This is a genomic window from Enterobacter sp. 118C5 (genome assembly GCF_034107645.1).
In the GTDB taxonomy this organism is placed as follows: Bacteria; Pseudomonadota; Gammaproteobacteria; order Enterobacterales; family Enterobacteriaceae; genus Enterobacter; species Enterobacter nematophilus.
This window is the reverse complement of sequence record NZ_JAWNEU010000012.1, coordinates 69,847-94,082: the sequence shown is the minus strand read 5'-3', so window position 1 is coordinate 94,082 and position 24,236 is coordinate 69,847. Positions and strand designations below refer to the sequence as shown.

Annotated in this window: 15 protein-coding genes and 1 pseudogene; 12 read left to right on the top strand and 4 right to left on the bottom strand. The window is 59.0% G+C overall.

All coding sequences use genetic code 11. From position 1 onward, the window contains the following. Window positions 1-7: 7 nt before the first annotated feature. Window positions 8-589, bottom strand: a complete 582-nt coding sequence (gene dcd, locus UTO39_RS17855) for a dCTP deaminase (protein WP_028013805.1) — start codon at window positions 587-589, stop codon at window positions 8-10. 91 nt (window positions 590-680) lie between these two features. Beyond that, window positions 681-1,322, bottom strand: coding sequence for a uridine kinase (gene udk / locus UTO39_RS17850; protein ID WP_008500855.1), 642 nt, complete (start codon window positions 1,320-1,322; stop codon window positions 681-683). A 343-nt stretch (window positions 1,323-1,665) separates the two neighbouring features. On the opposite strand from udk, the gene UTO39_RS17845 reads away from it, so the two are divergent. Continuing rightward, the gene (locus UTO39_RS17845; RefSeq protein WP_320727723.1) at window positions 1,666-4,995 is read left to right on the top strand and encodes a diguanylate cyclase; all 3,330 of its coding nucleotides are present in this window, start codon (window positions 1,666-1,668) and stop codon (window positions 4,993-4,995) included. Here the strand turns inward: UTO39_RS17845 and alkA are convergent. Continuing rightward, window positions 4,960-5,832, bottom strand: coding sequence for a DNA-3-methyladenine glycosylase 2 (gene alkA / locus UTO39_RS17840; protein ID WP_320727722.1), 873 nt, complete (start codon window positions 5,830-5,832; stop codon window positions 4,960-4,962). The genes UTO39_RS17845 and alkA overlap by 36 nt on opposite strands. A 130-nt stretch (window positions 5,833-5,962) precedes the next feature. Here alkA and yegD point away from each other — a divergent pair, with 130 nt between their 5' ends. The 11 genes and pseudogenes from yegD (at window position 5,963) to yegS (ending at window position 22,983) form a co-directional block, all read left to right on the top strand. Next, window positions 5,963-7,315, top strand: coding sequence for a molecular chaperone (yegD, locus tag UTO39_RS17835; RefSeq protein ID WP_320727721.1), 1,353 nt, complete (start codon window positions 5,963-5,965; stop codon window positions 7,313-7,315). 181 nt (window positions 7,316-7,496) lie between these two features. Beyond that, window positions 7,497-8,699: an MdtA/MuxA family multidrug efflux RND transporter periplasmic adaptor subunit gene (locus UTO39_RS17830; protein WP_320727720.1), complete on the top strand. Its 1,203-nt coding sequence runs from the start codon at window positions 7,497-7,499 to the stop codon at window positions 8,697-8,699. Next, window positions 8,699-11,821 (top strand): MdtB/MuxB family multidrug efflux RND transporter permease subunit, encoded by a 3,123-nt coding sequence (locus UTO39_RS17825; RefSeq protein WP_320727719.1) that lies wholly within the window; start codon window positions 8,699-8,701, stop codon window positions 11,819-11,821. The genes UTO39_RS17830 and UTO39_RS17825 overlap by 1 nt, the downstream gene beginning before the upstream one ends. Next, window positions 11,822-14,899 carry a multidrug efflux RND transporter permease subunit MdtC gene (gene mdtC, locus UTO39_RS17820; RefSeq protein WP_320727718.1) on the top strand — a complete coding sequence of 1,026 codons (3,078 nt, stop codon included), beginning with the start codon at window positions 11,822-11,824 and terminating at the stop codon, window positions 14,897-14,899. It begins immediately after the preceding gene. Next, the gene (locus tag UTO39_RS17815; RefSeq protein WP_320727717.1) at window positions 14,900-16,315 is read left to right on the top strand and encodes an MFS transporter; all 1,416 of its coding nucleotides are present in this window, start codon (window positions 14,900-14,902) and stop codon (window positions 16,313-16,315) included. Further along, window positions 16,312-17,715, top strand: a complete 1,404-nt coding sequence (gene baeS, locus UTO39_RS17810) for a two-component system sensor histidine kinase BaeS (RefSeq protein WP_061097656.1) — start codon at window positions 16,312-16,314, stop codon at window positions 17,713-17,715. Before UTO39_RS17815 ends, baeS begins: the two co-directional genes overlap by 4 nt. Next, on the top strand, window positions 17,712-18,434 hold the full coding sequence (baeR, locus tag UTO39_RS17805) for a two-component system response regulator BaeR (RefSeq protein ID WP_024908120.1): 723 nt from the start codon (window positions 17,712-17,714) through the stop codon (window positions 18,432-18,434). Before baeS ends, baeR begins: the two co-directional genes overlap by 4 nt. 207 nt (window positions 18,435-18,641) lie before the next feature. Continuing rightward, on the top strand, window positions 18,642-20,003 hold the full coding sequence (gene yegQ / locus UTO39_RS17800) for a tRNA 5-hydroxyuridine modification protein YegQ (RefSeq protein ID WP_320727716.1): 1,362 nt from the start codon (window positions 18,642-18,644) through the stop codon (window positions 20,001-20,003). A gap of 418 nt (window positions 20,004-20,421) precedes the next feature. Next, window positions 20,422-21,387, top strand: a pseudogene (locus UTO39_RS22355) (hypothetical protein). 7 nt (window positions 21,388-21,394) lie between these two features. Then, window positions 21,395-21,979, top strand: a complete 585-nt coding sequence (locus tag UTO39_RS17785) for a hypothetical protein (RefSeq protein ID WP_320727713.1) — start codon at window positions 21,395-21,397, stop codon at window positions 21,977-21,979. A gap of 104 nt (window positions 21,980-22,083) precedes the next feature. Next, a complete protein-coding gene (gene yegS, locus UTO39_RS17780) occupies window positions 22,084-22,983 on the top strand; it encodes a lipid kinase YegS (protein ID WP_320727712.1) in 900 nt (299 codons plus the stop codon). A gap of 68 nt (window positions 22,984-23,051) precedes the next feature. Here the strand turns inward: yegS and fbaB are convergent, their stop codons facing one another. After that, complete coding sequence (gene fbaB / locus UTO39_RS17775; RefSeq protein WP_008500869.1) at window positions 23,052-24,104, bottom strand: class I fructose-bisphosphate aldolase; 1,053 nt, start codon at window positions 24,102-24,104, stop codon at window positions 23,052-23,054. Window positions 24,105-24,236 lie beyond the last annotated feature (132 nt).

Below are 24,236 nucleotides of genomic sequence, written 5' to 3'. Positions count from 1 at the left end.
CTAACGATCAGTCTTTATCAATACGGCTGGCAACCGCACCCTGCTGGTCGCGGTATTTTGCGTCCTGGCGGCGGTTATAAGGCCTGTCTGCCGGGCCTGTCAGCGGTTCAAAGCTTAACGCACCAATCATCATTCCGGGGCGCAGCGCCAGCGGCAGTTTGCCGGCGTTGAAGAACTCCAGCACGATACGGCCGGACCAGCCTGGATCGATACGGTGCGCGGTCACGTGAACCATCAGGCCCAGGCGGGCCAGAGAAGAACGGCCATCAAGCCAGCCAACCAGATCCGCAGGCAGGGTCACGGATTCATACGTCACCGCCAGCGCCAGTTCACCCGGGTGCAGATAAAAAGCTTCGCCTTCGTCAATGATGATTTCATCACTCATGACGCGATCGAGCGCGGCGCTGACTTCATCCTTCGGCCCGCTGAGGTCGATGAATGGCGCAGTATGGCCACTAAAGGTGCGGAATTTATTCCCCAACCGTACGTCAACGGTCACCCCATTGATACGCTCCACGGGGGGACGCGGGGTAATAGACAAGCGGCCTTCATCCAGCCAGGCTTCAATATCACGATCGCAAAGACGCATGGCACTTTCTCCTTTCATGCATCGTACCCTGAGGCCTTAAACACTCAGGGTAAAACCAGGTTATCTCTGAACGGTACACAATTCGCGCGGCTTATTCAAAAAACTGGCTGATTTTCGCTTTTAAGATATCAATCGCAATGCGGTTTTTGCCCCCGCGAGGCACGATGATATCGGCGTATTGTTTGGATGGTTCAATAAACTGCAGGAACATCGGACGCACCGTTTTCTGGTATTGCGCCATGACGGAGTCCATCGAACGGCCGCGCTCGTTAACGTCTCGCTTGATGCGGCGCATCAGGCAGATATCCAGCGGGGTATCGACGAAGATGGAGAAGTTCATGGATTCACGCAGGCGGGCGTCGGTCAGGAGCAGGATGCCCTCAAGGATAATGACCTTCTTCGGCTCGATGCGGATCGTTTCCTGGGTTCGGGTGTGTTCTACGTAACTGTAAACGGGCAGCTCAATGGCCTGGCCGCTCTTTAGGGCTTCTAAATGCTGGAACAGTAAACTGTGATCCATCGCATTCGGGTGGTCGTAGTTGGTTTTTACGCGCTCTTCCATCGACAGATGGGATTGATCTTTGTAATAGCTGTCTTCGGGAATGACGCCGATATGCTCATCACCTACTTGTTCACGCAGTTCGCGATAAAGCGTACTGGCAATTAGACTTTTACCTGAAGCCGATGCGCCGGCGATGCCTATAATGACGCACTGATGAGACTTATCAGTCATAAATTTAGCGACCTGAATAACCTGGATGTTAAGGAAGGACGACGCCGGAGCGTCAAACGCGGCAATTATAGGGATTTCGCGGGCGTGATACCAGTCGAATGCGCAGGTTCTGCGAGACAGGCTGAAAAGTGGCACATTGCTCCCTGAGAGAAATTTTAATGGCCGTTTTTTCAGCGTTTAACAGGGATTTTTTAGCGAGTAACTATTTAATAAGTCTATGATGTCAAATTATGAGCAGTCGCCATATGAATTGTAAATTGTTTGTACTAGCATAAACCAAATTATCAAATTCACTCGTGCGCACTTCTCTCCTGACGGCATGGCGTCTCTGGATAAAGCGGTAATGAATAAACAATACCAGCGGGTTTTGGTTACCACCCCACATCCTTTATTACGACTTGTCTGTCTGGGCCTGGTCACCTTTATCTTTACCTTATTTTCGCTGGAGCTTACCCGCTTCGGTACCCTGCTGGCGCCGCTCTGGTTTCCTACCGCCATTATGATGGTGGCGTTTTACCGCCATGCGGGAAAAATGTGGCCCGGGATTGCCCTGGCCTGTTCATTGGGCAATATTCTGGCCTCGTGGATGGTGTTCTCCTGGGCGTCGATAAACCTCACCTACGCCGCAATAAACATTATTGAGGCCGTCATCGGTGCCGTGTTACTGCGCAAGCTGCTTCCGTGGTACAACCCGCTGCAAAATTTAAACGACTGGATCCGCCTGGCCATAGGCAGCGCGCTGGTGCCGCCGCTGGTGGGCGGTATTCTTATGACGCTTCTGATCCCCGGCCCTGAGCCGCTGCGTAATTTCATCGTCTGGGTGCTATCTGAATCCATTGGCGCGCTGGCGCTGGTGCCGCTGGGGCTGCTGTTTAAATCCCACTACTTGCTCCGCCACCGTGATCCGAGATTGCTGCTGGAAACGCTGGTTACCATGGCCGTGACGCTGGCGCTCAGCTGGGCATCCATCACCTGGCTGCCGTGGCCTTTTACCTGCGTGATTGTCCTGCTGATGTGGAGCGCCGTGCGCTTGCCGCGGATGGAAGCGTTCATGGTGTTTCTGGTTACCGTGATGGTCGTTTCCCTGATGATTGCCCATAACCCTTCGGCGCTGACCACCCAACATGCCGGGCCGATGATGAACGCGCCGTGGCTGCCGTTCCTGATGCTGCTTCTCCCCGCTAACGTGATGACCATGGTGATGTATGCCTTCCGTGCCGAACGCAAACACATCACCGAGAGCGAAGAGCGCTTTCGCAATGCAATGGAGTATTCCGCCATCGGCATGGCGTTAGTCAGCATGGAAGGCCAGTGGCTTCAGGCCAACAAGGCGCTGTGCAATTTCCTCGGTTACAGTCAGACCGAGCTGCAGTCGCTCACCTTCCAGCAGCTCACCTGGCCGGAAGATTTGCATACCGACCTGGAACAGCTGGAGCAGTTGGTCAACGGCGAGATCAACACCTACACCCTTGAAAAGCGCTATTACACGCGTAACGGCGAGGTCGTCTGGGCGCTTCTGGCCGTCTCCGTCGTGCGCCATGCCGACGGCTCGCCGCTCTATTTTATCGCCCAGATTGAAGACATTAACGACCTGAAGCAGACCGAGTGGGTCAATAAACGCCTGATGGAGCGCATTACGCTGGCCAACGAAGCGGGCGGCATCGGCATCTGGGAGTGGGATCTGGAGCCCGACATTATCAGCTGGGATAAGCGGATGTTTGAGCTGTATGAAATTCCGCCGCACATCAAGCCCACCTGGCAGCTCTGGCACGAAAGAATGCTGCCGGAGGATCGCGCCCATGCGGAGCAGGTGCTGCGGGATTCACTGGTCTCACGTCTGCCGTTTAAGCTTGAATTCCGTATCCGCGTGAAGGAAGGCGTGCGCCATATTCGCTCCCTGGCAAACCGGGTGCTGAATAAAGAGGGTGAAGTGGAGCGTTTACTCGGCATCAATATGGACATGACCGAGGTGAAGGAGCTTAACGAAGCGCTGTTCCAGGAAAAAGAGCGTCTGCACATCACGCTCGACTCCATCGGCGAAGCTGTGCTCTGTACCGATATCGACATGAACGTCACCTTTATGAACCCGGTCGCCGAGAAAATGAGCGGCTGGCTTCAGACCGAGGCCATCGGCCAGCCGATCCTGAAGGTGTTACACATCACCTTTGGGGAACGGGGCCCGCTGATGGAGAACATTCACAGCGGCGATATGTCACGCTCCGATATCGACCAGGACGTAGTGCTGAACTGCCGCACCGGCGGATCGTTTGATATCCACTACAGCATTACGCCACTCAGTACCCTTGACGGGCACAGCATTGGCTCGGTGATCGTTATTCAGGACGTTACCGAGTCGCGCAAAATGCTGCGTCAGCTGAGCTACAGCGCGTCGCACGATGCCCTCACCCACCTGGCAAACCGGGTCAGCTTCGAAAACCATCTCAAACGACTTCTGCAAACCGTTCGCGAGACGCGTCAGCGTCATGCGCTGGTCTTTATCGACCTGGACCGCTTCAAAGCCGTCAATGATACCGCAGGCCATGCGGCGGGAGATGCCCTGCTGCGGGAACTCTCCTCCATGATGTTAACCATGCTTCGCTCCAGCGACGTGCTGGCGCGCCTGGGCGGCGACGAGTTTGGGCTGCTGCTGCCGGACTGCAATATTGAGAGCGCGCGCTATATCACCGGTCGTCTGATCCATACCATCAATGACTATCACTTTATGTGGGAAGGCCGCCTGCACCGGATTGGCGCCAGCGCAGGGATCACGCTGATTGATGAGCATAATAACCAGGCGTCAGAAGTGATGTCGCAGGCGGATATTGCCTGTTATGCCTCGAAAAACAGCGGCCGCGGCATCGTGACGGTGTACGAACCGCAGCAGGAGCGGGATCGGAGCGCGCGCAGCATGATGTCGCTGGACGAACAGTGGCACATGATCAAAGACAATCATCTGATGATGATAGCCCGCAGCGTCGCCTCCCCGCGCATACCGGAAAGCTGTAACTTCTGGCTGGTTTCGCTACGCCTGTGGACCAGCCAGGGTGAAGTCCAGGAGGAGCACGCCTTCCGTTCTGGCCTGGCGGAGCCCGAGCTGCTGCACGCCCTCGACAGACGTATCTTTGGCGAGTTTTTCCGCACCTCTGCCGCGCAGGTCGCCCGTAAAGGGATGGGGGTAGCGCTACCGCTTTCTGCCGCCGGTTTAGCCAGCGTAACGCTGGTCGATGAACTCCTCGACCTGCTCGATAATAGCCCTATGCCGGGCCGTCTGCTGCATCTGATCATCGCGGCCGACGCGGTGTGTAACCCGGATGAGAATCTGCAGCGAGGGCTGCAAAAGCTTCGCCAGGCGGGCTGCCGGTTGATCTTCAGCCAGATAGGGCGCGACATGAACGTCTTTACCCACCTGAGCCCGAACATGGCCGATTATCTGATGCTGGATGCCGAGGTGGTGAGCAACGTGTACGGCAATCTGATGGATGAGATGATGGTGACCATCGTTCAGGGCCACGCCCAGCGTCTGGGGATGAAAACCATCGCGGGCCCCTGCAATCAGCCCATTATGATGGATACGCTTTCCGGCATCGGCATTGATTTTATCTATGGCGACACCATCGCCGAGCCGCAGCCGCTGGATCTACTGCTCAACACCAGCTATTTCGCCATCAACTGACGGCGTCCAGCCGTCGGTATACCAGATGTGCAGCAGCGCGTAGGAGCGCCACGGCTGCCAGCGTTCGGCGTAACGACGGATCTGCGCCGGAGTCATCCCGGCGAAGCGTTGCTTAATCAGATAATCATCCGGCAGGAACACGTCTTTCGCCTGCCAGCCGCGCAGGGCCAGGTAATTTGCCGTCCAGCGCCCGATGCCGGGCCGCTGCTGTAGCGCCTTCATGCCCGCCTCAACGTCCTCAGGCGGCGTCAGCGGAAACGTCTCGTCAACAACCGACTGTGCCAGATGAATCAGCGACTCCGCGCGTTTTACCGGCATCCCGAGCGCCTTGAGCGCCAGCGGATCGGCAGCGGCCAGCGCTTGGGGGGAGGGAAAGCAGACATAGCCCGGTGCATCCTTCACCGGCTCACCGCACAGGGCGACAACGCGGGAAGCCAGTTTCGCCGCCATCGCCACGCTGACCAGCTGCCCGAGAATGGCCCGGACTCCCTGCTCGTACGCATCCATCGCCCCCGGCAAACGCAGGCCGGGCCGGGCTGCGCCGAGATCCCCCAGCGTATCCGCGACGCGCTGCGGGTTGCAGGCGAGATCGAACAGGCGCGCGATGCGTTCAAGACACGTCTTCGCAACCGGGACCAGCCCGGGGCTGAGCGTCACGGTCAGCGTATGGGTGGCGATATCCGGCGTCACGCGAAATATCCCCTGATGGCCGTCGCAGGCAAAACTGCGCTCGTAGTAGTCGCTCGTGACGGTTTCAATGCCCGTCACCGCACGCGCGCCGAGAAAGCCAAACATCCACTGCCAGTCGTAGGGAGGTTGCCAGGTCAGGGTATACATTATTGCTCCTTTTTTATTCCTCTCAGGATAAACGGAAAAGCAGTGTTTCGCCTTGCTTTCATATTCCTGTTGTCGCCATGCAGACATTTCGTTAAAGTCTCGCCCCTTCTCACCGGCATGGGGATTCATTGTGTTTATCGGATTTGACTACGGTACGGCAAACTGCTCGGTTGCGATTATGCAGAACGGACAACCGCAGCTTCTTAAAATGGAAAAAGAGAGCACGCTGCTGCCGTCAATGCTCTGCGCGCCGACGCGTGAGGCGGTGAGCGAGTGGCTGTTCCGCCACCATCAGGTTCCTGCTACCGCGGCGGAAACCCAGGCGCTGCTGCGTCGGGCGGTCAGCTTCAACCGCGAGGAAGATATCGACGTTACCCCGTCCAGCGTAGAGTTCGGCCTCTCCTCGCTCGGGCACTACATTGAAGACCCGGAAGAGGTCTACTTCGTTAAATCGCCAAAGTCCTTCCTCGGCGCGAGCGGCCTGAAGCCGCAGCAGGTGGCGATGTTTGAAGACCTGGTGTGCGCCATGATGCTGCATATCCGTCATCAGGCGCAGACGCAGGTTTCCGAGGAGATTACCCAGGCGGTGATTGGCCGCCCGATCAACTTCCAGGGGCTGGGCGGCGACGAAGCTAACCAGCAGGCGCAGGGGATCCTTGAACGCGCGGCGCACCGGGCAGGCTTCCGCGACGTGGTGTTCCAGTACGAGCCGGTTGCGGCGGGGCTGGATTTTGAAGCCACGCTGACGGAAGAGAAGCGCGTGCTGGTCGTGGACATCGGCGGGGGAACCACCGACTGCTCGCTGCTGCTGATGGGGCCGCAGTGGCATAACCGTCGCGATCGTGAAAACAGCCTGCTCGGGCACAGCGGCTGCCGCGTAGGCGGTAACGATTTGGATATCGCGCTGGCCTTCAAGAGCCTGATGCCGCTGCTGGGCATGGGCGGGCAAACGGAAAAAGGCATCGCCCTGCCGATCCTGCCGTGGTGGAACGCGATTGCCATCAACGACGTTCCGGCGCAGAGTGATTTTTACAGCACCGCGAACGGGCGCTTCCTTAACGATCTGGTGCGCGACGCGCAGGACGCCGAGAAGGTCGCCCTGCTCTATAAAGTGTGGCGTCAGCGCCTGAGCTACCGCGTGGTGCGCACCGCCGAAGAGAGCAAAATTGCGCTGTCGGATCGTCCTGAACATGCGGTTTCGCTGCCCTTCATCAGCGACGATCTGGCCACGGCGATTTCACAGGAGGGGCTGGAGACGGCGCTCGCGCAGCCGCTGCAGCGTATTCTGGAGCAGGTCCAGCTGGCGCTGGAGAACGGCAAAGAGAAGCCGGATGTGATCTACCTGACCGGGGGTAGCGCCCGCTCGCCGCTGATCAAGAAAGCGCTGGCGGAACAGCTGCCGGGCATTCCGATTGCCGGCGGGGATGACTTTGGCTCCGTTACCGCAGGGCTGGCGCGCTGGGCGCAGGTGATGTTTAGCTAGTGTTGTTGCGGTGCGGTCTGATGCCCTCACCCCGGCCCTCTCCCTCAGGGAGAGGGAGAAAACCGCGGCGCTACTCTCAGACCATTCCTGACAGTCTTCCATATTTCCTCCATTTTTCCGCTGTGTTAGCTGACTAAACTAGTATCATTCCCCGAAGTATTCAGGATGAGAACGTATAACGATGAAAGGCAGTAACAAATCCCGCTGGGCAATCGCCGCTGGCATCATTGTGGTGGTCCTTGCCGCCGCCTGGTACTGGCACAGTCAATCCGCGAACTCCGCCGCTCCCGCCGGTGCCAATAGTGCACCACAGCGCCCGGCAGGCGGCGGCCGTCACGGCATGCGCGGCGGCGCGCTGGCGCCGGTTCAGGCGGCAACGGCGGTGAGCAAAGCCGTTCCACGTTATCTGACGGGGCTCGGAACCATCACCGCCGCCAACACCGCCACGGTACGCAGCCGCGTGGACGGCCAGCTCATCGCGATCCACTTCCAGGAAGGTCAGCAGGTTAAAGCGGGCGATCTGCTGGCGGAAATCGACCCGAGCCAGTTTAAGGTTGCCCTCGCCCAGGCGCAGGGGCAGCTCGCGAAAGACAAAGCCACCCTCGCCAACGCCCGTCGCGATCTGGCCCGCTACCAGCAGCTGGTGAAAACCAACCTCGTTTCTCGTCAGGAGCTGGACACCCAACAGTCGCTGGTCAGCGAAACGCAGGGCACCATCAAAGCCGACGAGGCCGCCGTCGCCAGCGCGCAGCTGCAGCTGGACTGGAGCCGCATCACCGCGCCGATTGACGGGCGCGTGGGCCTGAAGCAGGTCGATATCGGTAACCAGATCTCCAGCGGCGACACCACGGGCATCGTGGTGATCACCCAGACCCACCCGATTGATTTAGTCTTTACCCTGCCGGAAAGCGATATTGCGACCGTCATGCAGGCGCAAAAAGCCGGTAAAGGCCTGGTGGTGGAAGCCTGGGACCGCACCAACAAGCAGAAGCTGAGCGAGGGTTCCCTGCTTAGCCTGGATAACCAGATCGATACCACCACCGGCACCATCAAGCTGAAGGCGCGCTTTAACAACCAGGACGATGCCCTCTTCCCGAACCAGTTCGTCAACGCGCGAATGCTGGTCGCTACCGAAGAGAACGCGGTGGTGATCCCCACCGCAGCGCTGCAGATGGGTAACGAAGGAAGCTTTGTCTGGGTGCTGAACAGCGACAATAAAGTGAGCAAGCATCTGGTGAAAACCGGGATTCAGGACAGCCAGACGGTGGTCATCAGCGCCGGGCTCTCCGCCGGCGACCGCGTGGTCACCGACGGCATCGACCGCCTCACCGAAGGCGCGAAGGTTGAGGTGGTTGAACCTGCGAAACAGGGAGCGACCTCCTGATGCAGGTTATGCCCCCGAGCTCTACAGGTGGGCCGTCACGCCTGTTTATCCTCCGCCCTGTCGCCACCACGCTGTTGATGGTGGCGATCCTGCTGGCCGGGATCATTGGCTACCGCTTCCTGCCCGTGTCGGCGCTGCCGGAGGTGGATTACCCCACCATTCAGGTGGTGACGCTTTATCCTGGCGCCAGCCCGGACGTGGTGACGTCCGCCATTACCGCCCCGCTGGAGCGCCAGTTTGGCCAGATGTCCGGGTTAAAACAGATGTCCTCCCAGAGTTCCGGCGGGGCATCCGTCGTGACGCTGCAGTTCCAGCTGACGCTGTCGCTGGACGTCGCCGAGCAGGAGGTGCAGGCCGCCATCAACGCCGCCACCAACCTGCTGCCGTCGGACCTGCCTAACCCGCCGGTCTACAGCAAGGTGAACCCGGCGGATCCGCCGATCATGACGCTCGCCGTCACCTCCTCCGCCATGCCGATGACCCAGGTCGAAGACATGGTCGAAACCCGCGTGGCGCAGAAAATTTCTCAGGTTTCCGGCGTCGGCCTCGTCACGCTGGCGGGCGGCCAGCGCCCGGCCGTGCGCGTGAAGCTTAACGCGCAGGCGATTGCCGCGCTGGGGCTGACCAGCGAAACCATCCGCACCGCCATCAGCAGTGCCAACGTCAACTCGGCGAAAGGCTCGCTGGACGGCCCGACCCGTGCGGTCACCCTCTCGGCAAACGACCAGATGCAGTCCGCCGACGAATACCGTCAGCTGATTGTGGCCTACCAGAACGGCGCGCCGATCCGCCTGGGCGACGTCGCCACCGTGGAACAAGGCGCGGAAAACAGCTGGCTCGGCGCGTGGGCGAACAAGCAGCAGGCGATCGTGATGAACGTGCAGCGCCAGCCGGGTGCCAACATCATCGAAACCGCCGACAGCATTCGCACCATGCTGCCGCAGCTGATTGAAAGCCTGCCAAAATCGGTCAGCGTGAAGGTGCTTTCTGACCGCACCACCAACATTCGCGCGTCGGTCACCGATACCCAGTTCGAGCTGATGCTGGCGATTGCGCTGGTGGTGATGATCATCTACCTGTTCCTGCGCAACGTTCCGGCAACCATTATTCCCGCCGTCGCCGTGCCGCTCTCGCTGGTCGGCACCTTTGCGGTGATGGTGTTCCTCGACTTTTCGATTAACAACCTGACGCTGATGGCGCTCACCATCGCCACCGGGTTCGTGGTGGATGACGCCATCGTCGTTATTGAGAACATCTCGCGCTATATCGAGAAAGGCGAAAAGCCGCTGGCCGCCGCGCTGAAGGGCGCGGGGGAAATCGGCTTTACCATTATCTCACTCACCTTCTCGCTGATTGCGGTGCTGATCCCGCTGCTGTTTATGGGCGATATCGTCGGGCGGCTGTTCCGCGAGTTTGCCGTGACGCTGGCGGTCGCCATTTTGATCTCCGCCGTGGTGTCGCTGACCCTGACCCCGATGATGTGCGCCCGCATGCTGAGCCACGAGTCCCTGCGCAAGCAAAACCGCTTCTCCCGCGCCTCCGAGCGAATGTTCGAGCGGATTATTGCCGCCTACGGTCGCGTGCTGGCGAAAGTGCTGAACCATCCGTGGGCAACGCTTGGCGTGGCGCTGGGAACGCTGGCGCTCAGCGTGATGCTGTGGATTTTCATTCCGAAAGGCTTCTTCCCCATCCAGGACAACGGCATTATTCAGGGCACGCTTCAGGCGCCGCAGTCGGTCTCCTTCGCGAACATGGCCCAGCGCCAGCAGCAGGTGTCTGAAATTATTATGAAAGATCCGGCTGTGGAGAGCCTGACCTCCTACGTCGGCGTGGATGGCACCAACCCGTCGCTCAACAGCGCTCGTCTGCAGATCAACCTCAAGCCGCTGGATGAGCGCGACGACCGCGTGAACGCCGTCATCGAGCGGCTGCAAAGCGCCGTGGCCCGCCTGCCGGGCGTTGAGCTTTACCTGCAGCCGATTCAGGATTTGACCATCGATACCCAGGTCAGCCGCACGCAGTATCAGTTCACGCTCCAGGCCACATCGCTTGACGCCCTCAGCACCTGGGTGCCGCAGCTGGTGGAGAAACTTAACACCCTGCCACAGCTCGCCGACGTCAGCAGCGACTGGCAGGACAAAGGGCTGGCGGCCTACGTGAACGTCAACCGCGACACCGCCAGCCGTCTGGGCATTACCATGTCTGATGTGGACAACGCCCTGTACAACGCCTTCGGTCAGCGCCTGATCTCCACCATCTACACCCAGGCGAATCAGTACCGCGTGGTGCTGGAGCACAACACGGAGAACACGCCCGGCCTGGCCGCGCTGGACTCGGTGCGCCTGACCAGCAAAGACGGCGGGATTGTGCCGCTGAGCGCCATCGCCACGGTGGAGGAGCGCTATACCCCGCTGTCGATTAACCACCTGGATCAGTTCCCGTCCACCACCATTTCCTTCAACGTGCCGGACGGTTACTCGCTGGGCGAGGCGGTGGAAGCCATCCAGGCTGCTGAAAAAGCGCTCAGCTTCCCGTCCGATATTCAGACCCAGTTCCAGGGCAGCACGCTGGCGTTCCAGGCCGCGCTGGGTAACACCGTCTGGCTGATCGTCGCGGCGGTCGTGGCGATGTACATCGTGCTTGGCGTGCTGTACGAAAGCTTTATCCACCCGATCACCATCCTCTCTACCCTGCCGACGGCGGGCGTGGGGGCGCTGCTGGCATTGATGCTGGCGGGCAGCGAGCTGGACGTCATTGCCATCATCGGCATTATCCTGCTTATCGGGATCGTGAAGAAAAACGCCATCATGATGATCGACTTTGCGCTGGCCGCCGAGCGCGAACAGGGCATGTCGCCGCGCGATGCCATCTTCCAGGCCTGCCTGCTGCGTTTCCGCCCGATCCTGATGACCACGCTGGCAGCCCTGCTGGGGGCGCTGCCGCTGATGCTCAGCACCGGCGTCGGCGCGGAGCTGCGCCGCCCGCTGGGTATCGGTATGGTTGGCGGTCTGCTGGTCAGCCAGGTGCTGACGCTCTTCACCACGCCGGTGATCTACCTGCTGTTTGACCGCCTGGCGCTGTGGACCAAAAGCCGTTTCCCGAAGCGTGAAGAGGAGGCGTAAGTGAAGTTTTTCGCCCTCTTCATTTACCGTCCGGTGGCGACGATTTTACTCTCCGTCGCCATCACCCTGTGCGGCGTGCTGGGCTTCCGGCTGCTGCCCGTCGCCCCGCTGCCGCAGGTGGATTTCCCAGTGATCATGGTCAGCGCCTCGCTGCCGGGCGCGTCACCGGAAACCATGGCGTCGTCGGTCGCCACGCCGCTGGAGCGTTCGCTCGGGCGGATTGCGGGGGTCAACGAGATGACCTCCAGCAGCTCGCTGGGCAGCACGCGCATCATTCTGGAATTCAGCTTCGACCGGGATATTAACGGCGCCGCTCGTGACGTGCAGGCGGCGATCAACGCCGCGCAAAGCCTGCTGCCGAGCGGGATGCCGAGCCGTCCGACCTACCGCAAGGCCAACCCGTCCGATGCGCCGATCATGATCCTGACGCTGACCTCAGACACCTATTCTCAGGGGCAGCTCTACGATTTTGCGTCGACCCAGCTGGCGCAGACGATCTCACAAATAAACGGCGTGGGTGACGTGAGCGTTGGCGGCAGTTCCCTGCCCGCCGTGCGCGTGGGCCTGAACCCGCAGGCGCTGTTTAACCAGGGCGTGTCGCTGGACGACGTGCGTTCCGCCATCAGCAACGCCAACGTGCGCAGGCCGCAGGGGGCGATTGAGGACGCTAGCCATCGCTGGCAGATCCACACCAACGACGAGCTTAAAACCGCCGCGGAATACCAGCCGCTGATTATTCACTACAACAACGGCGCGGCGGTACGCCTGAGCGACGTTGCCAGCGTCACCGACTCGGTGCAGGACGTGCGCAACGCCGGGATGACCAACGCCAAACCGGCCATCCTGCTGATGATCCGCAAGCTGCCGGAGGCGAACATTATTGAGACGGTGAACAGCATTCGCGCCCGCCTCCCGGAGCTGCAGGAGACCATCCCGGCGGCAATCGATCTGCAGATTGCCCAGGATCGCTCCCCGACCATTCGCGCCTCGCTTGAAGAGGTGGAGCAAACGCTGATTATCTCCGTCGCGCTGGTGATCCTGGTGGTGTTCCTGTTCCTGCGCTCCGGCCGCGCGACGCTGATCCCGGCGGTGGCCGTGCCTGTGTCGCTGATTGGGACCTTTGCCGCCATGTACCTGTGCGGCTTTAGCCTTAACAACCTGTCGCTGATGGCCCTGACGATCGCCACGGGCTTCGTGGTGGATGACGCCATCGTGGTGCTGGAGAACATTTCCCGCCACCTTGAAGCGGGCGTGAAGCCGCTGCAGGCCGCGCTGCAGGGCACGCGCGAGGTAGGCTTTACGGTACTCTCCATGAGCCTGTCGCTGGTGGCGGTGTTCCTGCCGCTGCTGCTGATGGGCGGGCTGCCGGGGCGGCTGCTGAGGGAATTTGCCGTCACCCTTTCCGTCGCTATCGGGATTTCGCTGGTGATTTCCCTGACGCTCACGCCGATGATGTGCGGCTGGATGCTCAAGCGCAGCAAGCCCCATTCGCAGCCGCGTCGCAAAGGCTTTGGTCGTTTTCTGATGGCGATGCAGGAAGGCTACGGCAAATCGCTGAAGTGGGTGCTGAACCATACGCGGCTGGTCGGGCTGGTGCTGATCGCCACCATTGGGCTCAACGTCTGGATGTACATCACCATCCCGAAAACCTTCTTCCCGGAGCAGGACACCGGCGTGCTGATGGGCGGCATCCAGGCGGACCAGAGCATTTCATTCCAGGCGATGCGCGGCAAGCTGCAGGACTTTATGAAGATCATTCGTGAAGACAACGCCGTGGATAACGTGACTGGCTTTACCGGCGGGTCGCGCGTTAACAGCGGGATGATGTTCATTACCCTTAAGCCGCGCGGCGAGCGCAGCGAAACGGCGCAGCAGGTGATTGATCGCCTGAGGGTGAAGCTCGCCAAAGAGCCGGGCGCAAACCTGTTTTTGATGGCCGTTCAGGATATCCGCGTCGGCGGACGACAGGCGAACGCCAGCTACCAGTACACGTTGCTCTCGGACGATTTAGCCGCCCTGCGCGAGTGGGAGCCGAAGATCCGCAAGGCGCTGGCCGCCCTGCCCCAACTGGCGGACGTGAACTCCGATCAGCAGGATAACGGCGCCGAGATGGCGCTCACATACGACCGCGAAACCATGTCGCGGCTGGGCATTAACGTTGAAGCCGCCAACAGCCTGCTGAACAACGCCTTCGGCCAGCGGGAGATCTCCACCATCTATCAGCCGATGAACCAGTACAAGGTGGTGATGGAAGTTGACCCGCGCTACACCCAGGACATCAGCGCGCTGGATAAAATGTTTGTGATTAACAGCGACGGCAAGGCGATTCCGCTCTCCTACTTCGCCAGCTGGCGGCCGGCCAACGCGCCGCTGTCGGTGAACCACCAGGGGCTTTCGGCAGCGTCGACCATCTCCTTTAACCTGCCCGCCGGTTCGTCGCTTTCCGAGGCCAGCGACGCGATCAACCGCGCGATGACGCAGCTTGGCGTGCCGTCCACCGTGCGCGGCAGCTTTGCCGGTACCGCGCAGGTATTCCAGGAGACGATGAACTCGCAGGTGATTTTGATTCTGGCGGCCATCGCCACGGTCTATATTGTGCTGGGCGTGCTGTACGAGAGCTACGTTCACCCGCTGACCATTCTCTCGACGCTGCCGTCCGCGGGCGTAGGGGCGCTGCTGGCGCTGGAGCTGTTCGGCGCGCCGTTCAGCCTGATCGCGCTCATCGGGATCATGCTGTTAATCGGCATAGTGAAGAAAAACGCCATCATGATGGTGGACTTCGCGCTGGACGCCCAGCGCAACGGCAGCCTGTCGCCGGAGGAGGCGATCTTCCAGGCCTGCCTGCTGCGTTTTCGTCCGATCATGATGACCACCCTGGCGGCGCTGTTTGGCGCGCTGCCGCTGGTGATATCCGGCGGCGATGGCTCAGAGCTGCGCCAGCCGCTGGGGATCACCATCGTCGGCGGGCTGGTCATGAGCCAGCTGCTGACGCTGTACACCACGCCGGTGGTCTATCTGTTCTTTGACCGCCTGCGGCTGCGCTTTGCGCGTAAAAACAGAACCACGGTGACCGGGTAAATGACTGAGCTTCCCAGCAACGTTCGCTGGCAATTGTGGATAGTCGCCTTCGGCTTCTTTATGCAGTCGCTGGATACGACCATCGTTAACACCGCCCTCCCCTCGATGGCGAAAAGCCTGGGAGAGAGCCCGCTGCATATGCATATGGTGATTGTCGCCTACGTGCTGACGGTTGCGGTGATGCTGCCTGCCAGCGGCTGGCTGGCGGACAAAGTGGGCGTGCGGAATATCTTTTTTACCGCCATCGTGCTGTTTACCGCCGGCTCGCTGTTCTGCGCGCAGGCCAGCACCCTCGACCAGCTGGTGATGGCGCGCGTGCTGCAGGGCGTCGGCGGCGCGATGATGGTGCCCGTCGGGCGGTTAACGGTGATGAAGATCGTGCCGCGCGAGCAGTACATGGCGGCGATGACCTTCGTCACCCTGCCCGGTCAGGTGGGGCCGCTGCTGGGCCCGGCGCTCGGCGGAATGCTGGTGGAGTACGCCTCCTGGCACTGGATTTTCTTAATCAATCTTCCTGTTGGCATCATCGGCGCTATCGCCACCCTGGCGCTGATGCCGAATTACAAAATGCAGACGCGGCGCTTTGATTTCTTTGGCTTTATCCTGCTGGCGGCGGGCATGGCGACGCTAACCCTGGCGCTCGACGGGCAAAAGGGGCTGGGCATTTCGTCCCTGACGCTGGGCGCTCTGGTTGCCCTCGGCCTTACCGCCGTTGGATGGTATTTGTGGCATGCGCGTGGGAATGAAAAGGCGCTGTTCAGCCTGAATCTGTTTAAAAACCCCACCTACCGCCTTGGCCTGTTCGGCAGCTTCGCCGGACGCATCGGCAGCGGCATGCTGCCGTTTATGACGCCCGTGTTTCTGCAAATTGGCATGGGCTTTTCGCCGTTTCACGCGGGCCTGATGATGATCCCGATGGTGCTTGGGAGCATGGGGATGAAGCGCATCGTGGTGCAGGTAGTGAACCGCTTTGGCTACCGCCGCGTGCTGGTGACCGCCACGCTGGGGCTGGCGCTGGTGAGCCTGCTGTTTATGGCCGTGGCGCTGATGGGCTGGTACTACGTTCTGCCGCTGGTGCTGTTCTGTCAGGGGATAGTCAACTCCATGCGCTTCTCGTCGATGAATACCCTGACGCTGAAGGATCTCCCTGACGAGCTGGCGAGCAGCGGCAACAGCCTGCTGTCGATGATCATGCAGCTCTCCATGAGCATCGGCGTGACCATCGCCGGTTTACTGCTCGGCATGTACGGCCAGCATCACCTCAGCGTCGACACGCCCGTGGCGCATCAGGTCTTTTTATACACTTATCTCAGCATGGCGGTGATTATCGCCCTGCCCGCCGTCATCTTCGCCCGGGTGCCGGATGATACCAGCAAGAACGTCGTGATTAGGCGCGGCAAAAGGAGTGGCTCATGAAATTCTGGCGTCCGGGCATTACCGGCAAGCTCTTTGTGGCGATTTTTGCCACCTGTATCGTCCTGCTGATCACCATGCACTGGGCGGTGCGGGTCAGCTTCGAGCGCGGCTTTATTGACTACATCAAGCATGGCAACGAGCAGCGCCTTCAGGGCTTAAGCGATGCGCTGAGTGAACAGTACGCCCAGCACGGAAACTGGCGTTTTCTGCGCAATAACGACCGCTTTATTTTCCAGATCCTGCGCTCGCTGGAGCACGACACCGGCGACGATCGTCCGGGGCCGGGCATGCCGCCGCACGGCTGGCGCACCCAGTTCTGGGTGATCGACCAGGATATGCGCACGCTGGTGGGCCCGCGCGCGCCGATACCTCCGGACGGCACCCGCCGGGCGATTAAGGTGAATAACGCGACCGTCGGCTGGGTTATCGCCTCGCCGGTGGAGCGCCTGACGCGTAACACCGACATTAACTTTGACCGCCAGCAGCGCCGGACCAGCTGGCTAATCGTCGCCCTCTCTACCCTGCTCGCCGCGCTCGCCACCTTCCCGCTGGCGCGCGGTCTGCTCGCGCCGGTGAAACGGCTGGTGGAAGGCACGCACAAGCTGGCTGCCGGGGATTTCACCACCCGCGTCGACACCCGCAGCCAGGACGAACTGGGCAAGCTGGCGCAGGACTTTAACCAGCTCGCCAGCACGCTTGAGAAAAACCAGCAGATGCGCCGCGACTTTATGGCCGATATTTCCCACGAGCTGCGCACCCCGCTGGCGGTGCTGCGCGGCGAGCTGGAGGCGATTCAGGACGGCGTGCGCCAGTTTACGCCCGAATCGGTGGCCTCTCTGCAGGCGGAGGTAGGCACGCTCACCAAGCTGGTGGACGATCTCCACCAGCTCTCCATGTCCGACGAAGGGGCGCTGGCCTACCAGAAGGCTCCCGTCGATGTGATTAACGTGCTCGAAGTGGCCAGCGGCGCCTTCCGGGAACGGTTTGCCAGCCGCAACCTGAAAATCGATCTCTCCCTGCCGGACAGCGCGGTGGTATTTGGCGACAAAGACCGGCTGATGCAGCTGTTCAACAACCTGCTGGAGAACAGCCTGCGCTACACCGATAGCGGCGGCGGGCTGCATATCTCCGGCAGGCAGGAAAACGGACGCTTCGCCCTCACCTTCGCCGATTCCGCCCCCGGCGTGCAGGACGCGCAGCTGGAAAAACTGTTTGAGCGCTTTTACCGCACCGAAGGCTCCCGCAACCGCGCCAGCGGGGGTTCCGGCCTGGGGCTGGCGATTTGCGTTAACATCGTCGAGGCGCATAATGGCACCATTCGCGCCGCCCATTCGCCTTTTGGCGGGGTTAGCATTACAGTAGAGTTACCTCTGGAACGGGATTTATCGAGGGAAGCATGACCGAGTTACCGATTGACGAAAACACGCCGCGCATTTTGATTGTCGAAGACGAACCCAAGCTGGGGCAGCTGCTGATCGACTATTTACGCGCGGCCAGCTACGCCCCGTCACTGATAAGCCACGGCGACCAGGTGCTGCCGTACGTGCGCCAGACGCCGCCGGACCTGATCCTGCTGGATCTGATGCTCCCCGGTACCGACGGCCTGACCCTGTGCCGGGAGATTCGTCGCTTCTCCGACGTGCCGATCGTCATGGTCACCGCCAAAATCGAAGAGATTGACCGCCTGCTGGGGCTCGAAATTGGCGCGGACGATTACATCTGCAAGCCCTACAGCCCGCGTGAAGTGGTGGCCCGCGTGAAAACCATTCTGCGCCGCTGCAGGCCGCAGCGCGAGCTTCAGGTGCTGGACGCCGAAAGCCCGCTGATTGTGGATGAGAGCCGCTTCCAGGCGAGCTGGCGCAGCAAGCTGCTGGACCTGACGCCTGCGGAGTTCCGCCTGCTGAAAACCCTCTCCCACGAGCCGGGAAAAGTGTTCTCCCGCGAACAGCTGCTGAACCACCTGTATGACGATTACCGCGTGGTGACCGACCGCACCATCGACAGCCACATCAAAAACTTGCGCCGCAAGCTGGAGGCGCTGGACGCCGAGCAGTCGTTTATTCGCGCGGTGTATGGCGTGGGGTATCGGTGGGAAGCGGATGCGTGCAGGATCGCCTAATTAAACACCCCCTCACCCTGCCCTCTCCCCAAAGGGGAGAGGGTGTTTGAGTTCCCTCGCCCCTTTGGGGAGAGGGTTAGGGTGAGGGGCAAAGCTTTACCTGTCTTCTCCGCAGCGCTACAATGCCCGCCCTTAAAGTGGGGGATCTCCCCTTACCGCTGCACCAGGTGCACGCGGATCTGACCTGTCATCAGAACGAGAACAAACATGTTTAAACCGGAACTCCTTTCCCCGGCGGGAACGCTGCAAAATATGCGTTACGCTTTCGCCTATGGTGCCGACGCCGTTTACGCGGGCCAGCCGCGCTACTCGCTGCGCGTGCGTAACAACGAATTCAACCACGAGAACCTGCAGCTCGGCATCAACGAAGCGCATGCCCTGGGCAAAAAATTCTACGTGGTCGTGAACATCGCGCCGCACAACGCCAAGCTGAAAACGTTCATCCGCGACCTGAAGCCGGTGGTGGATATGGGGCCAGACGCGCTGATCATGTCGGACCCGGGTTTAATCATGCTGGTTCGGGAGAACTTCCCGGAGATGGATATTCACCTCTCCGTACAGGCTAACGCCGTCAACTGGGCGACGGTGAAGTTCTGGAAGCAGATGGGGCTGACCCGCGTCATTCTGTCTCGCGAGCTTTCGCTGGAAGAGATCGAAGAGATCCGCACTCAGGTGCCGGACATGGAAATTGAAATCTTCGTCCACGGCGCGCTGTGCATGGCCTACTCCGGCCGCTGCCTGCTCTCCGGCTATATCAACAAGCGCGACCCGAACCAGGGTACCTGCACCAACGCCTGCCGCTGGGAATATAACGTCCAGGAAGGCAAAGAGGACGATATCGGCAACATCGTCCACAAGCATGAGCCTATTCCGGTGACCAACGTTGAGCCTACGCTGGGCATCGGCGCGCCAACCGACAGCGTGTTTATGATTGAGGAAGCCAAACGTCCGGGCGAGTACATGACCGCCTTCGAAGACGAGCACGGCACCTACATCATGAACTCGAAAGACCTGCGCGCCATCGCCCACGTTGAGCGTCTGACCCAGATGGGCGTGCACTCCCTGAAGATCGAAGGCCGCACCAAATCCTATTACTACTGCGCGCGTACCGCGCAGGTGTACCGCAAGGCCATCGACGATGCGGCAGCCGGTAAACCGTTCGACACCAGCCTGCTGGAAACCCTGGAAGGGCTGGCGCATCGCGGCTATACCGAAGGCTTCCTGCGCCGTCATACCCACGACGACTACCAGAACTACGAGCACGGCTACTCCGTATCCGAGCGCCAGCAGTTTGTCGGCGACTTCACCGGCGAGCGCAAAGGCGCGCTGGCTGCCGTGGCGGTGAAAAATAAGTTCACCAAAGGCGACAGCCTGGAGCTGATGACCCCGCAGGGCAACATGAACTTCACGCTGGAACATCTGGAAAACGGCAAAGGCGAAGCGATTGACGTTGCGCCGGGCGACGGGCATACCGTCTGGCTGCCGGTTCCGGAAGAGGTGGAGCTGAAGTTCGCGCTGCTGATGCGTAACTTCAACGGTGAAAGCACCCGAAACCCACACAGCAAATAGTTAATCAGGGAAATTTTTTCGCGCTGGGATAATTCTTAGAATCGGATCACATACCGCTTCGTTCAATACGGGTATTATCCCCAGCGCTGAAAAACATAACCCATAAATGCTAGCTGTACCAGGAACCACCTCCTTAGCCCGCGTAATCTCCCTTACGCGGGCTTATTTTTTTATGCCCTTTTCAGTCCCCTTTTTGAAAATGAAATTGCAAAAACCAACCATATGAAGGGTGTAGGTTCGCGATAGCATCTGCTGGAGTACCGTTATGAAAATCGTGCGTACATACGACAGACATCACAACCTTTAACGACACTGGCGGGGATGAACGTCAATCGGAGTATTCCTAATTGCCAGCCAAAACATGCCCTTTACTCTTGATAACTTAGCGACAAACGATTTCACATGGATGGAGAATCACATGACATTTCCTGGTCAGATTTCAAAGGATATTCCTGATTACGAACTCGCACGCAGTCTGGGTCTTGCGTCCGGCGGAGATATTAATTTCAGCGCCCTTGCCAACCAGCTGGACTGTAGCCGTAACTTTAGTCAGGTTGGGATCATCTACTCAGACGGTGCACGTCAGTGGTTAGTGAGACCATCAAGACGGATTGCGACGCCAAACGAAAGTTCGGTAAGCCATGTCGTCATAACTTAAGTAAATGCCTCCTCAAGTAATCCTGTCCAGGCAACGACCAGTACGATTCAGTCTCCTTCATTAGCGACTGAAATCGGCTCTACAGCGATTTCTTGCGGAGCAGCAATTCTCACCGTCGTACTTGCAGCAGGTGCAGGTATGGCCATTCCTCTCACCGCTGGTTCTTCCGGTGCTGTTGCCGCTGTGATTGTCGCCGGTGGCGTAGCAACAGGAATTCAATGTGCAAACGGACTTGGCCGCTTATCACTTATTGTCATGAATCATAACGACTATGTTGCCTGGATGGATTCTCAGGAGTGGTATACCGCAACCAATACTGCTCTTGATGCAATTTCACTTGCCGGGGCAGCTGCGGGTCTAAAAAGTGCTGTATTAACCTACCGCCTACTTAATCGCTCGACGTCTGAAAGTTTACTCTCTCTATTACAAAAAATGAGCCGAGCGGACCGTACGCGTTTAACTGAGGAAATCATCCGTATCCAAAATCCCGGGATCTCGAATTCAGGTATTAAAGCAGCGATGAAGGCCGGGGTTTACCCTAAACGTTATCCATCGGAAGCGCTGCAGTTGCTCTTACAGCGTGAGCTATTGAATGCTATTTCAAACTCCTCAGCATTTGCTGGAAGTGCTGTCTCGGGTACAATCCGGAATCCTCAGAATATTACCCAATCTGGTAAATACATTTTTGGTTTGATTCAGTCTTTTTCATTTACAGGAAGTTATTGACGCGGACATGTTAAATTACATCAAGAAGAGCCTTGCATTAAGCACCGTGATAACAGGTGAAATGGCGACTGACGATCGCCAACGCCTTGAATCATTAAAGAATCGTTTAAAAGCTCAGTTCGGTGTGCCCGTGGGGGTACATATGACTGGCATTCCTTTGGCAATAAGTACATTACTTACGATTTTTTGCTACGCTATGCTGCAAGTTTCTGTCTGGATGTTGCTATTTCACCTGCTCGGCCTACCTGAATTTAAGGTAATGATGGGAGTATTCCTTGCAGCAGTGGTGTATTGCATGGTTGTGATGAGCACTATGTTTCTGACTGCCAGGGGATCCTTAACTGGATATAAGCTGCATATTTCCGCTATTACACTGACTGGCTTGATGAGCATCGTTTATTTTATCTGGACGTGGATTTCGCTTTTATTCAGCTCGGTAGAAAATTACACACCGCAAATAACCTCTTTGTTAGGGTTGGTTTTCTTCTGCCTGAATATCGTGTGGATGAATACATCGGTCTTTTACCGTTCAATTGCGCTAACGCTACATAATCGGGTTTGGCGTAAGCAGTTGAAGATGGATAAGAGGTAAATGCCCTTTGCGCGGGCTTATTTTTTACCTTTCATCCTGTTCTTACCCGCTTTTTTCCTCTCTGCTATACACTCTTACTAACGCTAAAAAAGGGAGCAGCGCGGATGGCAACCTATCCAGACAGTTTATTGATTCTCAACGGCAAAAGTGCAGGTAACGATCCGCTGCGTCAGGCGATTATGGGTTTGCGTGACGACGGCGCGCGCATCCACGTACGCGTGACGTGGGAAAAAGGCGACGCGGCACGCTACATCGACGAAGGCTTAGCATTAGGCGTCAGCACCATTATTTCCGGCGGCGGGGATGGCACCATCAATGAGATCGCCTCTGCGCTTATTGGCCTGCCCACAGCAGACCGCCCGGTAATGGGCATTTTACCCCTTGGCACCGCCAATGATTTTGCCACCAGCGCCGGGATCCCGGAAGATTTAGAGAAGGCGCTCCAGCTGGCGATCCTCGGCAAAGCCACCGCCGTGGATATTGCCCAGGTGAATGACAAAACCTGCTTTATCAATATGGCAACGGGCGGATTCGGCACGCGCATTACCAGCGAAACGCCGGAAAAACTGAAGGCGGCGCTGGGCGGCGTGTCATACCTGATCCACGGTTTGATGCGCATGGACACCCTCAAGCCGGACCGATGCGAAATTCGCGGCGAGGATTTTCAGTGGCAGGGTGACGCGCTGGTGATTGGGATTGGCAACGGACGTCAGGCAGGCGGCGGGCAGCAGCTCTGCCCGGAGGCGCTGATTAATGATGGTCAGCTGCAGCTGCGCATTTTCACCGGCGACGGTCTGCTGCCCGCGCTGTTTACCACGCTGACGCAGCCGGAAGAGAGCCCGAATATCATTGACGGTAAATCGGCGTGGTTCGAGGTGAATGCTCCGCACGGGATGACGTTTAACCTCGACGGAGAACCGCTGAGCGGGACGCAGTTCCGCATTGAAGTGTTGCCCGGCGCGCTGCAGTGCAGGCTGCCGCCGGACTGTGTGCTTTTGCGCTGATATTTCACATAGTCCGCGATCATGCCCTCACCCCAGCCCTCTCCCACGGGGAGAGGGAGTTAAAGGCATCAGGCTATCGTCACTTTGCTGTCCAGATACACGTCCTGAACCGCATTAATCAGCTTCACGCCGTCGGCCATGGATTTCTTGAACGCCTTACGGCCAAGGATCAGCCCCATGCCGCCCGCGCGTTTGTTGATAACCGCCGTACGTACCGCGTCTGAGAGGTCGGTATCACCGCCCGCCGCCCCGCCGGAGTTGATCAGCCCCGCGCGGCCCATATAGCAGTTTGCCAGCTGGTAGCGTACCAGGTCGATCGGGTTGTCGCTGGTCAGCTTGCTGTAGACGCGGTCGTCGGTGTAGCCAAAGTTCACCGCCTTATAGCCGCCGTTATTCTCGGCCATTTTCTGCTTCACAATATCCGCGCCGATGGTGGCCGCCAGATGGTTCGCCTGCCCGGTCAGATCGGCGGAAACGTGGTAATCCACCCCGTCTTTTTTGAACGCCGAATTACGCAGGTAGGCCCACAGCACGGTCACCATGCCCAGCTCGTGCGCGCGCTCGAACGCCGCGGAGATCTCTTCAATCTGACGACGAGACTGTTCAGAGCCGAAGTAAATCGTCGCCCCGACAGCCACCGCCCCCATATTGAACGCCTGCTCGACGCTGGCGTAGAGGGTCTGATCATACTCGGTGGGGTAGCTGAGGGTTTCGTTGTGGTTCAGCTTCACGAGGAACGGAATGCGGTGGGCGTAGCGACGCGATACCGAGGCCAGCACGCCGTAGGTGGACGCCACGCAGTTACAGCCCGCTTCAATCGCCAGCTCTACGATGTTCTTCGGATCGAAGTAGAGCGGGTTCGCCGCGAAAGAGGCGCCCGCAGAATGCTCAACGCCCTGGTCCACCGGCAGAATAGAGAGATACCCGGTGCCGCCGAGTCGCCCGGTGTTGTAGAGGGTCTGCATGTTTCGCAGAACCGCTGGCGGACGGTTGTTATCCACCATCACGCGGTCAACGTAATCGTGACCAGGCAGGTAAAGCTGGTCGGCTGGAATGGTCATACAACGATGCTGTAAAAGGCTGTCGGCGTCTTTGCCAAGCAACTGCGCAATATCAGTCATGTGATACTCCCGTAAGTCCGACGTCGTGTCGGTGTGTGTTTATCCAGTCCCATTTTTTATGGGCAGACTAAGCCTGGTACCGACTTAACAGATTTTCCACCATTTGCATTTTTTTTCAGCACAATCTGCTGG

Excerpts from the sequence above, each read along its gene's own strand:
- dcd (WP_028013805.1), bottom strand. The coding sequence starts at position 589 with ATGCGTCTTTGCGATCGTGATATTGAAGCCTGGCTGGATGAAGGCCGC.
- udk (WP_008500855.1), bottom strand. The coding sequence starts at position 1,322 with ATGACTGATAAGTCTCATCAGTGCGTCATTATAGGCATCGCCGGCGCA.
- UTO39_RS17845 (WP_320727723.1), top strand. The coding sequence starts at position 1,666 with ATGAATAAACAATACCAGCGGGTTTTGGTTACCACCCCACATCCTTTA.
- alkA (WP_320727722.1), bottom strand. The coding sequence starts at position 5,832 with ATGTATACCCTGACCTGGCAACCTCCCTACGACTGGCAGTGGATGTTT.
- UTO39_RS17830 (WP_320727720.1), top strand. The coding sequence starts at position 7,497 with ATGAAAGGCAGTAACAAATCCCGCTGGGCAATCGCCGCTGGCATCATT.
- UTO39_RS17825 (WP_320727719.1), top strand. The coding sequence starts at position 8,699 with ATGCAGGTTATGCCCCCGAGCTCTACAGGTGGGCCGTCACGCCTGTTT.
- UTO39_RS17815 (WP_320727717.1), top strand. The coding sequence starts at position 14,900 with ATGACTGAGCTTCCCAGCAACGTTCGCTGGCAATTGTGGATAGTCGCC.
- baeS (WP_061097656.1), top strand. The coding sequence starts at position 16,312 with ATGAAATTCTGGCGTCCGGGCATTACCGGCAAGCTCTTTGTGGCGATT.
- baeR (WP_024908120.1), top strand. The coding sequence starts at position 17,712 with ATGACCGAGTTACCGATTGACGAAAACACGCCGCGCATTTTGATTGTC.
- yegQ (WP_320727716.1), top strand. The coding sequence starts at position 18,642 with ATGTTTAAACCGGAACTCCTTTCCCCGGCGGGAACGCTGCAAAATATG.
- UTO39_RS17785 (WP_320727713.1), top strand. The coding sequence starts at position 21,395 with ATGTTAAATTACATCAAGAAGAGCCTTGCATTAAGCACCGTGATAACA.
- yegS (WP_320727712.1), top strand. The coding sequence starts at position 22,084 with ATGGCAACCTATCCAGACAGTTTATTGATTCTCAACGGCAAAAGTGCA.
- fbaB (WP_008500869.1), bottom strand. The coding sequence starts at position 24,104 with ATGACTGATATTGCGCAGTTGCTTGGCAAAGACGCCGACAGCCTTTTA.